The organism is Nonomuraea sp. NPDC059023 (assembly GCF_042740095.1).
Classification (GTDB): domain Bacteria; phylum Actinomycetota; class Actinomycetes; order Streptosporangiales; family Streptosporangiaceae; genus Nonomuraea.
The window spans coordinates 453,452-468,394 of record NZ_JBHYIO010000001.1 but is presented as its reverse complement, the minus strand read 5'-3'; the positions used below and the strand labels follow the sequence as shown (position 1 = coordinate 468,394).

14 protein-coding genes and 1 tRNA gene are annotated in these 14,943 nt (G+C 71.4%); 6 read left to right on the top strand and 9 right to left on the bottom strand.

The window, feature by feature from the left end:
• The first annotated feature begins 11 nt into the window (after nucleotides 1-11).
• The 5 genes from ACFWYW_RS02165 to ACFWYW_RS02145 all read left to right on the top strand — a co-directional run bounded on the left by ACFWYW_RS02165 (nucleotide 12) and on the right by ACFWYW_RS02145 (nucleotide 5,511).
• Nucleotides 12-95, top strand: a tRNA-Leu gene (locus ACFWYW_RS02165).
• Between the two features lie 244 nt (nucleotides 96-339).
• Complete coding sequence (locus tag ACFWYW_RS02160) at nucleotides 340-1,518, top strand: sensor histidine kinase (RefSeq protein WP_379609184.1); 1,179 nt, start codon at nucleotides 340-342, stop codon at nucleotides 1,516-1,518.
• Between the two features lie 3 nt (nucleotides 1,519-1,521).
• A complete protein-coding gene (locus ACFWYW_RS02155) occupies nucleotides 1,522-2,172 on the top strand; it encodes a response regulator (RefSeq protein ID WP_379609183.1) in 651 nt (216 codons plus the stop codon).
• A gap of 109 nt (nucleotides 2,173-2,281) precedes the next feature.
• Complete coding sequence (locus ACFWYW_RS02150) at nucleotides 2,282-3,034, top strand: ABC transporter ATP-binding protein (RefSeq protein WP_379609182.1); 753 nt, start codon at nucleotides 2,282-2,284, stop codon at nucleotides 3,032-3,034.
• Between the two features lie 5 nt (nucleotides 3,035-3,039).
• A complete protein-coding gene (locus ACFWYW_RS02145) occupies nucleotides 3,040-5,511 on the top strand; it encodes an ABC transporter permease (protein WP_379609181.1) in 2,472 nt (823 codons plus the stop codon).
• A gap of 1 nt (nucleotide 5,512) precedes the next feature.
• On the opposite strand, the gene ACFWYW_RS02140 is transcribed toward ACFWYW_RS02145, so the two are convergent.
• The 7 genes from ACFWYW_RS02140 to rph are packed head-to-tail and all read right to left on the bottom strand — an operon-like array spanning nucleotide 5,513 to nucleotide 12,023.
• Complete coding sequence (locus ACFWYW_RS02140) at nucleotides 5,513-5,782, bottom strand: hypothetical protein (protein WP_379609180.1); 270 nt, start codon at nucleotides 5,780-5,782, stop codon at nucleotides 5,513-5,515.
• The gene (locus tag ACFWYW_RS02135) at nucleotides 5,779-6,543 is read right to left on the bottom strand and encodes a toxin glutamine deamidase domain-containing protein (protein ID WP_379609179.1); all 765 of its coding nucleotides are present in this window, start codon (nucleotides 6,541-6,543) and stop codon (nucleotides 5,779-5,781) included. The genes ACFWYW_RS02140 and ACFWYW_RS02135 overlap by 4 nt, the downstream gene beginning before the upstream one ends.
• Nucleotides 6,544-6,576: 33 nt before the next feature.
• Nucleotides 6,577-7,995, bottom strand: coding sequence for an arylsulfatase (locus ACFWYW_RS02130; protein ID WP_379609178.1), 1,419 nt, complete (start codon nucleotides 7,993-7,995; stop codon nucleotides 6,577-6,579).
• The gene (locus ACFWYW_RS02125; RefSeq protein ID WP_379609176.1) at nucleotides 7,982-8,959 is read right to left on the bottom strand and encodes a LacI family DNA-binding transcriptional regulator; all 978 of its coding nucleotides are present in this window, start codon (nucleotides 8,957-8,959) and stop codon (nucleotides 7,982-7,984) included. The genes ACFWYW_RS02130 and ACFWYW_RS02125 overlap by 14 nt, the downstream gene beginning before the upstream one ends.
• Before the next feature lie 45 nt (nucleotides 8,960-9,004).
• The gene (locus ACFWYW_RS02120; RefSeq protein ID WP_379609175.1) at nucleotides 9,005-10,675 is read right to left on the bottom strand and encodes a molybdopterin-dependent oxidoreductase; all 1,671 of its coding nucleotides are present in this window, start codon (nucleotides 10,673-10,675) and stop codon (nucleotides 9,005-9,007) included.
• Nucleotides 10,676-10,710: 35 nt separating this feature from the next.
• Nucleotides 10,711-11,307 carry an RdgB/HAM1 family non-canonical purine NTP pyrophosphatase gene (gene rdgB / locus ACFWYW_RS02115; protein ID WP_379609174.1) on the bottom strand — a complete coding sequence of 199 codons (597 nt, stop codon included), beginning with the start codon at nucleotides 11,305-11,307 and terminating at the stop codon, nucleotides 10,711-10,713.
• The gene (gene rph / locus ACFWYW_RS02110; RefSeq protein ID WP_379609173.1) at nucleotides 11,304-12,023 is read right to left on the bottom strand and encodes a ribonuclease PH; all 720 of its coding nucleotides are present in this window, start codon (nucleotides 12,021-12,023) and stop codon (nucleotides 11,304-11,306) included. The genes rdgB and rph overlap by 4 nt, the downstream gene beginning before the upstream one ends.
• Before the next feature lie 110 nt (nucleotides 12,024-12,133).
• Here rph and ACFWYW_RS02105 point away from each other — a divergent pair, with 110 nt between their 5' ends.
• Complete coding sequence (locus ACFWYW_RS02105; protein ID WP_379609172.1) at nucleotides 12,134-13,330, top strand: MFS transporter; 1,197 nt, start codon at nucleotides 12,134-12,136, stop codon at nucleotides 13,328-13,330.
• Here ACFWYW_RS02105 and ACFWYW_RS02100 read toward each other — a convergent pair.
• Together ACFWYW_RS02100 and murI are read right to left on the bottom strand one after the other, a co-directional pair.
• On the bottom strand, nucleotides 13,315-14,067 hold the full coding sequence (locus ACFWYW_RS02100; protein WP_379609170.1) for an MBL fold metallo-hydrolase: 753 nt from the start codon (nucleotides 14,065-14,067) through the stop codon (nucleotides 13,315-13,317). The genes ACFWYW_RS02105 and ACFWYW_RS02100 overlap by 16 nt on opposite strands.
• The gene (gene murI, locus ACFWYW_RS02095; RefSeq protein ID WP_379609169.1) at nucleotides 14,064-14,888 is read right to left on the bottom strand and encodes a glutamate racemase; all 825 of its coding nucleotides are present in this window, start codon (nucleotides 14,886-14,888) and stop codon (nucleotides 14,064-14,066) included. The genes ACFWYW_RS02100 and murI overlap by 4 nt, the downstream gene beginning before the upstream one ends.
• Nucleotides 14,889-14,943 lie beyond the last annotated feature (55 nt).

Below are 14,943 nucleotides of genomic sequence, written 5' to 3'. Positions count from 1 at the left end.
GCAGCAGGGACGCGGGCGTGGCGAAATCGGCATACGCGGCAGGTTTAGGTCCTGTTGGTGGAGACACTGTGGGGGTTCGAGTCCCCCCGCCCGCACACCCCACCACGGACAAAGATCGGGCCGGGTGGCGCTTCCTCTTCGCCACCCGGCCCGACGTCGTGATCATGATCGACCATCACGATCTCCCTTTACCCGCCTCTGAAAGGCGCTCCCAGGAAGAATCCTGCCGGAAGGCCGGTAAGGCGGGTGTTAAGAGCCGTTCATGTCAGACCTGGGTCGTACGGCGTGTTCCACCTCCAGGCGGACAGAGCGCCTGCGGGTGGTACGTATCGTGAGGATGTGTTCGGCAGGTTTCGCGCGTGGTCGCAGCGCCACGACAAGCTGGTCGATGCCCTGTGGGTGTCGCCTCTTATTGGCCTGTGTCTGTTGACGGCGGTGCCGTACAGCAATCTCAGACCTGAGGACCCTGGCGCCTACATCTCGATGGGCGGCTATGTGGGGCTGTCGGCGATCCTGCTGCTGCCGCTGCTCTGGCGCAGCTCGCGGCCGGTTCCGGCGTTCGCGGTGATCGCGTCGATCAGTTTCGCGCAGTGGCTGCTGAAGCTCGATCCGATCCCGGCCAACCTCGCGGTGCTGGTGGCGTTGTTCTCGGTCGCCTACCGGGCGCGTTTCCTGTGGGCGGCCCTGGCCGGGCTGGTGGCCGAGCTGGGGATCTTTCTGGCGCTGGTGCACTGGGACAGTCCGTCGCTGGGGATGTTCACCACCGGGACGATCTTCGTGGCGACGATCTGGCTCACCGGCATCTACGCCAACACCCGGCGGCGCTACCTCGTCAGCCTGGAGGAACGGGCCGAGCGGGCCGAGCGGGAGCGTGACCAGCAGGCCAGGATCGCGGCGGCGGCCGAGCGCACGCGGATCGCGCGGGAACTGCACGACGTCGTGGCGCACAACGTGAGCGTCATGGTGGTTCAGGCGGACGGCGCCGGGTTCGCGATCGACGCCGATCCTGAGCAGGCGCGGCTGGCCGTACAGAACATCTCCAGGACCGGGCGTGAGGCGCTCGCGGAGATGCGCAGGCTGGTGGGGGTGTTGCGGCAGGACGACGCGCCTGGCACCGACTACCTGCCCCAGCCGGGTCTCAACCAGCTCGAGGAGCTGGTCAGGGGCGCGGGCGTACCGGCTGAGCTGCAGGTTTCCGGCGCGCCCGGCGAGCTGCCCGAGGGGCAGCAACTCGCGGTCTACCGGATCATCCAGGAGGCGCTCACGAACGCGCTCAAGCACGGCGGCCCGGCCGCCAAGGCGCTGGTCGAGCTGAGGTACGGCAGAGCCGAACTCGTGGTCAAGGTCACCGACGACGGCAGGGGCGCGGCGGCACCGGCGCGCGCGGGCGGCCACGGCCTGGTCGGCATGCGCGAACGCGTCACCATGTACGGCGGCGCCGTCACGGCCGCACCCAGGCCGGGCGGCGGCTTCGAGGTGCTCGCCCGGCTCCCGATCCAGACCCAGAGGGCGGCCTGAAGCATGATCCGGGTGATGCTGGTGGACGACCAGCAGTTGCTGCGCACGGGCTTCAAGATGGTGCTGTCGGCCCAGCCCGACATCGAGGTCGTGGCCGAGGCGGCGAACGGCGCGCAGGCGCTGGAGGTCCTGGAGCACACCGAGGTGGACGTGGTGCTCATGGACGTACGCATGCCGACCATGGACGGCGTCGAGGCGACGGCCAGGATCAACGGCCCGAAGGTGCTGATGCTGACCACGTTCGACCTGGACGAGTACGCGTTCGCGGCGCTGAAGGCGGGCGCGGCGGGGTTCCTGCTGAAGGACGTGCCTCCGGCGGACCTGGTGACGGCGATCCGGCAGGTGCACGCGGGCGACGCGGCGATGGCGCCGAGCACGTTGCGGCGCGTGCTGGACAGGTTCGCCGCGCATCTGCCGTCGGGCGAGGTGGCGGCGGTGAAGGAGCTGACGCCGCGTGAGCACGAGGTGCTGCTGATGGTGGGGCGCGGCCTGTCGAACCTGGAGATCGCCGCCCGCCTGGACGTGGCCGAGGCCACGGTGAAGACGCATCTCGGCCGCATCCTGGCGAAACTGGGGCTGCGGGATCGCGCGCAGGTGGTGGTGTACGCCTACGAGGCCGGCCTGATCGTGCCCTCGAATCGGCCAAAAGGCTGACCGCGGTCATCTGAGGGGGCACATGAAGTCCCTCCTCAGGGGTCATGGATCTCGAAATTTCCGCCCATAGCGTGGGTCGAGTTCGAAGAACCACGACCCAGGAGTGAACGTGACCCTCACGGAGACACGGCGCCAGGCCCCGCCGGCGGTGGTGGCCAGAGCCCTGACCAAGGTGTACGGCCAGGGCGACGCCCAGGTGCACGCCCTGAGCGGCGTCGACGTGTCGTTCGCGACCGGCGCGTTCACCGCGATCATGGGCCCGTCCGGCTCGGGCAAGTCCACGCTGATGCACTGCCTGGCCGGTCTGGACAGCGCGACCAGCGGCACCGTGCACATCGGTGACGTGGAGCTGACCGGCCTCAGCGACAAGCAGCTGACGTTGCTGCGCCGCGAGCGCATCGGCTTCATCTTCCAGGCGTTCAACCTGCTCCCGACGCTGACCGCGGAGCAGAACATCCGGCTGCCGCTGGAGATCGCCGGCCGCCTGGCCGACCAGCAGTTGTTCGACCGCGTGATCGCGACCGTCGGGCTGAAGGACCGGCTGTCGCACAAGCCGAGCGAGCTGTCCGGCGGCCAGCAGCAGCGTGTGGCGGTGGCCCGCGCCCTCATCAGCAAGCCTCAGGTGATCTTCGCGGACGAGCCGACCGGCAACCTCGACTCGCGCAGCGGCGCCGAGGTGCTGTCGTTCCTGCGGACGAGCGTGCGCGAGCTGGGCCAGACGATCGTCATGGTCACCCACGATCCGGTGGCCGCCTCCTACGCCGACCGCGTGGTGTTCCTGCGCGACGGCGCCCTGATCTCGGAGCTGGCGCAGCCGTCCCCGCAGACGGTGCTCGACACCCTGATGAAGCTGGAAGGGTGAGCGGGGTGCTCAAAACGGCTCTGGCCGGCCTGCGCGCGCACAAGCTGAGACTGCTCCTGACCTCGCTGGCGATCACCCTCGGCGTGGGGTTCATCGCGGGCACGTTCGTCCTCACCGACACCGTCGACGCGGGCTTCTCGCAGAAGGTCACCGCGGAGGCCGACAAGGTCGCGGTCGCCGTACAGTCCAAGGACTCCGAGAAGCCGCTGCCCGCCGCGCTGCTCGGCAAGATCAAGGACGTCCCCGGCGTCCGCGACGCGCAGGGTCTCATCCGCGGCTCCGCTCCCCTGCTCGGCAAGGACGGCAAGGCCGTCGGCGACCTGCCGACCACCGCCATCTCGATCCCGACCGGCGAGCTGGCCCGCGCCACGATCGTCAGCGGCACCGGCCCCGGCAACGACGACCACGCGGCCGTCGTGGACAAGAACACCGCCAAGGCGCAGGGCATCAAGCCCGGCGACACCGTCACCGTGCTCGACCACCGCCAGGCCAGGCACGACTTCAAGGTCATCGGCATCCTGGACCCCGGCCTCGACCAGGAGCTGGGCTTCACCGGCGCGGTCGGTTTCACCACGGCGACGGCGGAGCGGATGACCGGCGCCAAGGGCTTCACGGAGATCGACGTGGCCGGGGAAGACCCCGCGGCGCTGAAGAAGGCGGTCGCCGCGGTGGCCGACGGCGCCGTGGTCATGACCGGGCAGGAGCTGGCCGACCAGATGGCGAAGGCCGCGGGCGTGTCGACCGACATGATCACCGCGGGCCTGCTGCTGTTCGGTCTGATCGCCATGCTGGTGGCGGCGCTGGTCATCTACAACACCTTCAACATCCTCATCGCCCAGCGCACCCGCGAGATGGCGCTGCTGCGCTGCATCGGCGCCACCCGGCAGCAGGTGTTCGGCTCGGTGCTGTTCGAGTCGGCGATCGTCGGCGTGGTCTCCTCGGCGCTCGGCCTGCTGGCCGGCTACGGGCTCGGCGCGCTGGCGATGACGCTGCTGGCCGCCTTCGACGCGCCGCTGCCGACCGGCGCGGGCGTGTCGCTGGCGCCGAAGACGATCGCGATCGGCCTGGCGGTCGGCATCGTGGTCACCGTGGGCGCGGCGCTGCTGCCGGCCCGAGGGGCGACCAAGGTGGCCCCGATCGCCGCGCTGGGCTCGCAGGTGGAGGAGCAGACGTTCCGCGCCGGGGCGCTGCGCATGGTCTTCGCCGGGCTGTTCCTGCTGGCGGGGGCGGGTACGACCGCGGCCGGAGTGATGATGAAGCCCGGTGAGATGGTCTCGCTGTTCGTCGTCATGGGCGGCGGCGCGCTGACGTTCCTGGCGGTGCTGATCCTGGGACCGGTGCTGGTCAAGCCGCTCAGCGCGCTGGTCGGCTGGGTGCCGGGCAAGCTGTTCGGGGTGCCGGGCAGGCTCGCCGTGGACAACTCGGGCCGCAACCCCAAACGCGCCGCCACCACGACGGTCGCGCTGACGATCGGGGTGACGCTGATGACGCTCATCTCGGTGATCACCGCGTCCACGCGGGTGACGATGGACGCCAAGCTCGACAACCAGTTCCCCGTCGACTACATGATCATGACGCAGTCGCGCGAACCCACCGTCCCCCGGGAGGTCGCCGAGAAGCTGCGTGCCCTGCCCGAGCTGAGCGCGGTGGTCTCGATCCGCGAGGACACGACCAAGGTCGGCGGCAAGAAGTTCGACGTCGGAACCTGGTCGGGCCCGCTCAAGCCGGTCGTCAAGAGCGGCACCATGGACGGCTTCGGGCCGGGCCAGGTGGCCCTGACCGACTATCTGGCCACGGACCTCGGGGTGAAGACCGGCGGCACGATCACGGTGAAGGGCGAGCGGCTCAAGGTGGTGGCCCTCCTCGACGGCGAGGAGACGCCGCTGCCGAGCGTCACGCTGCCGGAGGCGTCCTTCGACAAGCAGTTCACCGGCGCGCTCGACTCCCGTGTGATGGTCAACATCAAGGACGGCGTCGCGCCCGAGCAGGCCCGCAAGCTCGTCGAGGCGGCCACCGCCGCCTACCCGACGGTCCAGGTGCAGAGCTCCACCGACGTGCGCGGGCAGTTCGACGACGCGCTCGACATGGTGTTGATGATCATCACGGCGCTGCTGGGGCTGGCCATCCTCATCTCGCTGCTCGGCATCGCCAACACGCTCTCGCTGTCGGTGCACGAGCGTACCCGCGAGTCGGCCCTGCTGCGGGCGCTCGGCCTGACCCGGCCGCAGCTGCGCCGGATGCTCTCGGTCGAGGCGCTGGTGCTCGGGCTCATCGGGGCGCTGGTCGGGGTGGTGCTCGGCGCCGTCTTCGGCTGGGCCGCGGTCAAGGCCATGATCGACGGGGCGGTCTACCAGCTGCCGATCGGGCAGGTGCTGCTGTTCGTGGCGCTGTCGGGGGTGGCGGGCGTGCTCGCCGCGGTCCTGCCCGCGCGCCGCGCCGCCCGCGCCTCGATCGTCGGCTCGCTGGCCGCCGGCTAGCTCATCGGGGGGTACGGCCCGGCCACTGCTCGGCGACCGTTTCCGGGTCGAGCAGTGGCCGGATCGCCACCTCTCCGGTGGCCCCGTCGATGACGATGCAGCCGCCGCCGACGCTCTCGGGCAGCTGGACGGGGTCGGCGGGTTCGAGCTCCCTGACCCAGGCCACATACCCCTCGCGGAAGGCGTGGAGCCCGACCGAGACCGCCTCGTCGGCCGGGCGGACGCCGTTGAAGTACTCCTCCGCGACCGCGCGGGCCTGGTCGAGGTTCACCGCGGCAGCCCCTGCCGGTCGACGACCACGCAGAACACGCCCGTCACCGTCGTGTACGGCGGCTCGACCGCCATGTGCCCGCGCTGCGCGTCCACCCAGATCACCTCTCCCGACATGTTGACGGCGTTCCAGGCGTGGGCGCCGCCGCCCGGCCAGCGCACCACCAGCACCGCCGCCGCCCCGTGCCCGGCTTCCACCAGCCGCCGCGCGATCAGCGGGTAGGCGTGCCGTCCCTGTCCCGCGCACTCGAATCGCTGGCCGACCCAGCGCTCCATCCTGGCGATGCCGCCGTCCTCGCCGGTGAGCAGCGGACGGCCGACCTTGTCGTACTCGGGCAGCCGGGGCGCGGCCGCCGCGGGCTCGCCGTGCCAGGTGGACAGCACGGCCAGCGCGCAGTCCACGGCGTTGCCTGCGCGGAACGGGTCGTCGGCCGGGCCCTCGCCGTTGATCAGCCTGATCCAGGTGCCGCGCGGATCGGGGAACCGGCTGCCGGACGGGAGCGCCCGCATCAGGTCCTGCTCGACCTGCGGGTCGGGGTGCGCCAGCCCGCCCGGCACCCCGTACGGCCGGCACTCGGCCAGCTTGGGCGGCCGGTCGGGCAGGTCGAACCAGTCCTCCCCGGTGAAGTCGTCAACGCTGCCGGGCAGCGCCGCGTCGGCGGCCAGCTCGTAGTCGCGCCAGCGCACGCCGTCGGCGACCAGCGGGTTGTAGTGCCCGCCGGGAAGGCTCCACCGGTTGCCGGACTTTCGGTCGCGGAACACGACGCCCGATCGTAGAGGCCCGGTCGCTCTGAGTCAGCGAGTTGCCCGATTCTCTCGAACCCAGCTCGCCGGCAGCACGGCGCCGACCGGGCGCCCGGCGAGGAGTTCACCGTCCCGGACGAAGCCCTCGGGACGGCCGCGCAGCCGTTCCACCAGCATGCCCCGCCACGGCCCGCCGACCGGCAGCTCGCGCAGCTCGTCCGGGTCCTCGGCCAGGTCGAACAGCTGCTCGCGCCCGTCACCGCTGCGCCAGAGGTACTTCCATCGCCCGTCGGTCAGCCAGTGCACGCTCCCGGCCCGCGCGGAGATCACGTGCTCCCCGTGCAGGACCGGGCGGGGCGGCCCGGACACCGCGTCGCGCCCCTCCACCCCGGCCGGGACGGGCAGCCCGGCGGCGGTCAGCAGGGTCGGCATGACGTCGCGCAGTTCCACCACCCGCGTGTCCACTCCGGGCGCGATGCCGGGCCCGCCCAGGATGAACGGGATGCGCGCCGAACCCTCGTAGGGCAGCGACTTGCGGTAGAGGTGGTGGTCGCCCATCAGCTCCCCGTGGTCGGAGGTGAACAGCACGATCGTGTTGTCGGCCCCCTCCTCGGCGAGCACTTCGAGGATGCGGTTCACCTGCTGGTCGATGTGCGACATGTGCCCGTAGTAGCCGGCTCTGGCCCGCTGGTGCCGTACGGCCGGCAGCTCCAGGTACGGCGAGGCCGGATCATACGGACTCCCGCTGTCGCCCCACATGTCCCGGGCCCACTCCCCCACCGGAACCGGCGGCATCTCGCGCCCCAGATACTGCTCGAAGGCCCAGGCGGGCGGGTCGTACGGCGGATGCGGCCGGTGGAAGCTGGCAAAGAGGAAGAACGGCCGCGAACGATCCCGGGTCCGCAGGAAGTCCACGGTCCGCTGGGTGACCCAGTTCGTCGGGTGCTGCCACTCGGGCTTGTCCCAGGGCCTGGCCACGGTGCTGTTGCAGTCGACGCCGTGCTCGGCGTAGTCCGCGTCGGCCCGGCCGGTGGCCGCGCGCAGCCAGGGCACGTAGTCATCGATGTCGGCCAGGTCGTCGGCGTGCCGGCGGGCGTGGTGGAGGTAGCCGTCGTGGAGTTCGACGCTTTCGAAGCCGAGGGTGTGCCGCTCGGGGTGGACGTGCATCTTGCCGATGGCGTGGGTGCGGTAGCCGTACTCGGTGAAGGCGCCCGCCAGGGTGGTCTCGTAGTCCCAGGGGACGCCGTCGGCGTACCCGACGCGGCCGTGGGTGGTGGCGCGCTGGCCGGTCATGAGGGAGGCACGGGCCGGGACGCAGGTGGGGTTGGCGGAGTAGGCCCTGGTGAAGCGGCGGGCGCCGGAGGCCCAGCGGTCGATGAAGGGCGTCTCGACGACGGGGTGGCCGTCGATCGACAGGCAGTCACCCCGCCACTGGTCGGTGAAGATCACCAGGATGTCAGGCTGTGCCACGGTGGACGAGACTCCAGTTCTGGAACAGGACCCGGCCGGGGCCGGGGTCGCTCAGGCGGTCGAAGAGCAGGTCGGCGGCGGGGGTGAAGTCCATACGATCGGGTTCGACGAACGTCACCCGGGTGTCCGGTTCGTGCACGCCACCGACGGCGACGATCGCCACGTCGTCGGGCACGCGCAGGCCGAGGCTGCGCGCCGCCCAGCAGGCGGCGACCCCGGCCGAGTCGCTCAGCGCGAACACGGCGGTGGGCCGGTCGGGCCGGTCGAGGAGCGCGAGCGCGGCGTCGTGCCCGCGTTCCCAGGAATTGTCCGTGTACGGCATGAGCCACTCCTCGGGCAACTCCCCCAGCACATTCCGATAGGCCTCGAAGCGCACCGCCCGATAGTCGTCCTGTCCCTCGCCCGGCCAGCGGCGCAGGCAGGCGATGCGCCGATGCCCGGCCCCGGCCAGGTAGCGCATGGCCTCCTCGCAGGCCTCCAGCTCGTTGCTGCGGACCACGTCGAAGCCGTCGGGTTCGATCCCGTTGCCGAACACCAGCAGCGCCAGGCCCATCCCGACGAGCGGTTCGAGCCTGGCCTGGTCGAAGCCGCGCCGGTGCCACAGGTCGATCGCGGCCCCGTCGGCGACGTGCCGGCGCAGGTAGCCCTCCCAGTCGCCCTGGACGAACATCGCGGTCGCGTACCCGTGGCGCTCGGCCACCGCCGACAGGTCGCGGGCCAGCGCGGCGGCGAAGGGCGAGCCCGGCCGCCGCGGCACGACGTACACCTGCTCGGTCCGCCCCCGCCGCAGCCCGCGGGCGGCGAAGCTGGGCGAGTAGCCGAGTTCCGCCGCGGCGGCGAGCACGCGCTCGCGGGTCTCCGGCCTGGCGCGGCCGTCGTCGCGTTTGTTGAGCACGTAGGAGACGGTCGCCACCGAGACCCCGGCCAGGCGAGCGACGTCACGGACGGTCGGTTTGGGCGGCACACCCCATTGTTAAACGTTTAACGCCAGGCCGTCAACGGCCCTCTCTCAGCCCACGCGCACGGAGATCGTGTGCCACCCGCTCGCGCCGTCCGGCGCCACCGGCGCCTTCTGTTCGGTCTGCGTACGGCCCGCCGCGTCGGTGGCCCGCACCTGGATCGTGTGCTCACCCGGCGTGGCCTGCCAGTCAAGCGCCCACTGCCGCCAGGTGTCGGCGGTCGGCGCCTGCGCCAGCCGCGCCTGCTGCCACGCGCCGCCGTCCACCCGCACCTCGACGGCGTCCACGCCGGTGTGCTGCGCCCACGCCACCCCCGCGATGGTCGTACGGCCCGCCGCCACCTTGGCCCGGTCCCTCGGCAGGTCGATACGCGACTGCGTCTTGATGGGCCCCTTGGCCGCCCAGCCGCGCGGCGTCCAGTACGCCTCGTCCCGGTCGAAGCGGGTGACCTTGATGTCGACCACCCATTTGGTGGCCGAGACGTACCCGTACAGGCCGGGCACGACCTGCCGGACCGGGAAGCCGTGCGTCAGCGGGAGCGGCTCGCCGTTCATGCCGACGGCCAGCAGCGCGTTTCTGCCGTCCATGACCACGTCCACGGGAGTTCCGCAGGTCCAGCCGTCGTCGGAGGTGGACAGCAGCATGTCGGCGGCGCTCTGGACACCCGCCTCGCGCAGGATCGCGGCCAGGGGCACGCCGAGCCAGCGGGCGTTGCCGGCCAGGTCGCCGCCGACCTCGTTGGAGACGCAGGTGAGCGTGACGTCGGCCTCGGTGAGGGGGCGTTTGAGCAGGTCGGCGTAGGTCAGCTCGATAGGGCGGTCGACCATGCCGTGGATGCGCAGCCGCCACTCCTTGGGGTCGATCCTGGGCAGGATCAGGGCGGTGTCGACCCTATAGAAGTCACGATTTTTCGTGACAAAGGGGGTGAGGCCGTTGAGCCGGAAGTCCACGCCCTGCGGGAGCGGCGCGGCGGGTGTGGCCGCCTTCGGCAGGACGAGGCCGCCGCGGGCGGCGTCGATCGCCTCGGACCCGGACCAGGCCCGGCCCAGGAAGGTGGAGGCGCCCGCGACCACCACACCACCGGCCGCCCCGACCAGCAGCCGCCGCCGGTCGAAAGCCATCTCCGGCCCATGAACAGTAGGCCACTCGGACGGCCCGTCACCTGCCGGTCCATCCCCCGCCGGCCCGCCACCTTCCGGTCCGTCCCCGACCGGTCCGCTACCGGCTGACCTGATACCGGTCGCTCCGGAGCGGGCCGGGTCCCGTGCGGGCGCGGGGGCCATCGTGTAGGCCCGCCGTACCAGAAGGCCGAGTGCCCAGATCCCCACCCCGAGCCCGGCAACGGTCGGCAGCACGTCGGCCGGACCGGCGTCGGGACGGGTCAGCACCGCCCACACCCCGACGACGGCGAAGGCGGCCAGCCCCGCCTGGCCGTACCCGATCCGCCGGGTCGCCAGCACGCCGAGACCGGCGGCGGCCGCCGCGAGCAGCACGAGCACCCCCGCGACCAGGACGGTCTTGTCGTTCTCGCCGAACGTCGCGATCGCCCAGTCCTTGACCGGAGCGGGCGACAGGTCCACGACCGCGTCGCCCACGGCCACCACGGGAAAGGCCTCGGGCCGCACGACGGCCGCGACGAGCTGGGCCACGCCCAGCGCCACGGCCCCGGCGACGAGCCCGGCCAGCGCTCCCGCCCACGCGGGAACCACATTTCTACGCACACCCCGACGCTACGCCAGCGCGGGGGTGGCGGATCTTACGCCCTGGTTACGAGGAGTTCGCGGACGATCGGGTCGAGGGCGCGGAACGCGCGGCCCCGGTGGCTGATGGCGTCCTTCTCCTCGGGCGAGAGCTCGGCCGCGGTCCGGCTGCCGCCGTCCGGCACGAAGATCGGGTCGTAGCCGAAGCCGTGGGACCCGCGGCGCTCGCGGATCAGTCGGCCGGGCAGCGTGCCCTCGACCGCCCGCGTCTCCCCGGTGGGCAGCGCGAGCGCGGCCGAGCAGGCGAAGTGCGCGGTCAGCAGCGGGTCGGGCACGTCGCCCACCTGGGCGAGCAGCAGGTCGATGTTGGCCTCGTCGGCGCCGTGCCGGCCCGCCCAGCGGGCCGAGAAGACGCCGGGCATGCCGTTGAGCACGTCGACGCAGAGCCCGGAGTCGTCGGCGACCGCGGGCAGCCCCGAGCCCTGGGCGACCGCGACGGCCTTGAGCAGGGCGTTCTCCTCGAAGGTGACGCCGGTCTCCACGACGTCCTCGATCTCGGGGAACTCCTCAAGACCGACGATGTCGAAGCCGGCGAGAATACGCCGCAGCTCGGCGATCTTGCCCTTGTTGCGGGTGGCCAGGATGATCTTCACGCGCGCAGTGCCTCCTGCTGGTGGAGCGTCAGCTCCTCGCAGCCGGTGACAGCCAGGTCGAGGAGCTGGTTGAGGGCGTCGCGGTCGAAGGGCACGCCCTCGGCGGTGCCCTGCACCTCGACGAAGCTGCCCTCGCCGGTCATGACGACGTTCATGTCGGTCTCGGCGGCGACGTCCTCGGTGTAGCAGAGGTCGAGCATCGGCACCGTGCCCACGACGCCCACGGAGACCGCGGCGACCGAGCCGACCAGCGGGTCTCCCGGGCACATCTTGCGCTTGCGCATCCACGCGACCGCGTCGGCCAGCGCCACGTACGCGCCGGTGATGGCGGCGGTGCGGGTGCCGCCGTCGGCCTGCAGCACGTCGCAGTCGATCAGCACCGAGTTCTCGCCCAGCGCCTTGTAGTCGACGCAGGCGCGCAGCGAGCGGCCGATCAGGCGGGAGATCTCATGGGTGCGCCCGCCGATCTTGCCGCGGACCGACTCGCGGTCGTTGCGGGTGTTGGTCGCGCGGGGCAGCATCGCGTACTCGGCGGTGACCCAGCCCTGCCCGCTGCCGCGCCGCCAGCGCGGCACGCTGTCCTGGACGGAGGCGGCGCACAGGACCCTGGTGCCGCCGAACTCCACCAGCACGGAGCCCTCCGCGTGGGTGAGCCAATCGCGGGTGATCGTGATCGGGCGGAGCTGGTCGGGAGTACGGCCATCCTGTCGAGACATGCAGATCACCCTATCTCCGTGGGCGTATACCCTTGACCGCCCCCGGCCTAGACATAGATCCTTACCCAATGACAACGGGGGTGTTACGAAACCCGGACTTCCTCCGATTCATGGGCTCACATCTGGCCAACGAGTTCGGAGCCAACATCGCACGGGTGGCCCTCCCCCTGGTCGCCGTGCTGTCGTTGCACGCGTCGCCGCTTGAGGTGGGCGCGCTCGCAGCGCTGCAGTCCGCCGCGTTTCTGATCGTCGGTCTGCCCGCGGGGGTGTGGGTGGACCGCCTGCGCAAGCGCAGGGTGATGATGCTCGCCGACGCCGGCCGGTTCCTGCTGCTGAGCAGCATTCCGCTGGCCTCCGCGCTGGGCGTGCTGAGCATGCCGGTCCTCTACGCGGTCGCCCTGCTCGCCGGGCTGGCCCAGGTCTTCAACGACATCGCCGACCCGACGTACCTGCCGGCGCTGGTCGGCAAGGAAGAGCTCACCGACGGCAACGCCAAGCTGGAGGTCGTGCGCAACGGGGGCGCGCTGGCCGGTCCGAGCCTGGGGGGCGCGCTGGTGCAGTTGCTGGGGGCTCCGCGCACCATGCTGGCCACCGCTCTGGCCGCGCTGGCCTCGGTCGTCTTCCTGGGCACGATCAAGAAACCGGATGCGGCGCCCGTACGATCGGAACGTTCCCGGCTCCTGCCCGACATCGCCGCCGGGATGCGGGCCGTATGGAGTGACCAGGTGTTACGCGCGTTCCTCGCCGCGACAGCCGCGACCAACGTCTGCGTGAGCGCCGTGCTCAGCCTGTCGGTGTTGTTCCTGGCCACGGTGGTGCACCTGCCGCCCGGGTTCATCGGCGTGCTGCTCATGTCGGGCGCGGTGGGCGGTCTGCTCGGCGGCGTGCTCGGCGCCTGGCTGTTCAGGAGGTACGGCCAGGCCAGGGTCACCTGGCTGGCCCTCGCCCTCAGCTCGCCCTTCGGCCTGCTGCTGCCGATGACCGAGGCCGACTGGCGCGTCTCCTTCTTCGCGCTGACCTCGGTCGCCCTGTCCTTCGGCGGCATCCTCTACAACATCGGCGTGATCACCTACCGGCAGACGGTCATGCCGGAGAACATGCTCGGCCGCGTCAACGCCACGGTCAGGTTCATCGTCTGGGGCACGATGCCGGTCGGCGCGCTGCTCGGCGGCATCGTGGCCCATGAGATCGGCGTGCGCGAGGCGCTGTGGGTGTTCATGGCGGGGCGGCTGGTCTCGTTCGCGCCCCTGCTGTTCTCCCGGCTGCCGCGCATGCGGGACTTCGTGAAGGTTCAGGCCAGCTCGTAGACCGCCCCGCTGCGGGCCAGCTCGATCGGGCCGGCGAATCCGCCGGTCGAGGCCTCGTCGAGCACCCGCAGGCGGTCGTGCCACGGCACGAGATGGGTCAGCACGAGCCGGCCCACGCCCGCCTTGGCCGCGTGCTCGGCGGCCTGGCGGCCGGTCAGGTGCAGGCCTTTCGGCAGGTCGGGGCCCTCCAGGAAGGAGGCTTCGCACAGGAGCAGGTCGGCGCCGTCGGCCAGCCGCACCAGCTCCTCGGACTCGCCCGTGTCGCCGGAGTAGGCGACGCTGCGCCCGCCGTGGGCGGCGCGGAAGCCGTACGTCTCGACAGGATGGTTGACGCGCCCGGCCGTCACCGTGAACGGCCCGATCTCGAAGTTGCCCGGCGCCAGCGCGACGAAGTCGAAGGCGGTCTCCAGGCCCGGCTCCTCGGGCATGCCGTAGGCGGCGGCCAGCCGCCGCGACGCGTGCTTCGGCGCGTAGACGGGCACTCTCGGGTACGGCGCGGCCGGCCCGTAGGTGCGTGCCACGTGGTATCCGCACAGGTCGAGGCAGTGGTCGGCATGCAGATGGGTGAGGCAGATGGCATCGACGTCATAGAGGTCGATGTGGCGTTGGAGCGCTCCCAGCGCTCCACTGCCGAAGTCGAGCAGCAACCTGAACCCCTCGGCCTCCAGCAGGTAGCAGGAAGCGGGGCTGTCCGGGCCCGGGAAACTACCCGAGCAGCCGACGATGGTCACCTTCATGTGGGCCTCCCATAAGAGGTACTACCCCCCACGGGTGCGAGGTCGACCGCGTCGATCTCCGGCCCCAGGAAGCGCCGCCCGAGCTGGGCGAACAGGGTCGAGTCGCCGGTGGCGAGGAAGCGGTGCCGGGGGGTGGCGCCGTTCCCGGCCGCCAGGCCGCGGTCGTGCAGGATCCGGTAGACGTCCTTGGCCGTCTCGTCGGCGCTGGAGACCAGCGTGACGCCGTCACCGGCGACGTAGGAGATCGCGCCGGTCAGGAGCGGATAATGGGTGCAGCCCAGGATCAGCGTGTCGCATCCGTCGTCCTGGACGGGCGCCAGGTAGCCGCGGAGCACCGCGATGAGCTCGTCGCTCATCGTCTCGCCGCGTTCGACGTACTCGACCAGGCGTGGGGCGGCCACTCCGGTCAGGCGCATGTCGGGTGCGGCGGTGAAGGCGTCGTTGTAGGCCATCGACTCGATGGTCGCTCGGGTGGCGATCACGCCGACCCGGCCGTTGCGGGTGGCCCGCACGGCCCGGCGGGTGGCCGGCTGGATCACCTCGACGACCGGGACGTCGTAACGCTCGCGAGCGTCGCGCAGCACGGCGGCACTGGCGCTGTTGCAGGCGATCACGAGCATCTTGACGCCGGTCTCGACGAGGTGGTCCATCACCTCCAGGGCGTACTTGCGCAGCTCCGCGATGCGTTTGGGACCATACGGCTGGTTGGCCGTGTCGGCGACGTAGGTGACGGACTCGTGAGGCAGTTGGTCGATGATCGCCCTGGCGACCGTCAGGCCGCCCACCCCGCTGTCGAAGATCCCGATGCTCGCGTCTGGCACGCATTCGAGGGTAGGCGACCTGCCACGACTTCACCGCGTAAGAATGCTCACACTG

Bases quoted from the DNA above. Each gene is read 5' to 3' on its own strand.
- ACFWYW_RS02105 (WP_379609172.1), top strand. From the start codon at position 12,134: ATGGGCTCACATCTGGCCAACGAGTTCGGAGCCAACATCGCACGGGTG.
- ACFWYW_RS02155 (WP_379609183.1), top strand. From the start codon at position 1,522: ATGATCCGGGTGATGCTGGTGGACGACCAGCAGTTGCTGCGCACGGGC.
- rph (WP_379609173.1), bottom strand. From the start codon at position 12,023: ATGTCTCGACAGGATGGCCGTACTCCCGACCAGCTCCGCCCGATCACG.
- ACFWYW_RS02100 (WP_379609170.1), bottom strand. From the start codon at position 14,067: ATGAAGGTGACCATCGTCGGCTGCTCGGGTAGTTTCCCGGGCCCGGAC.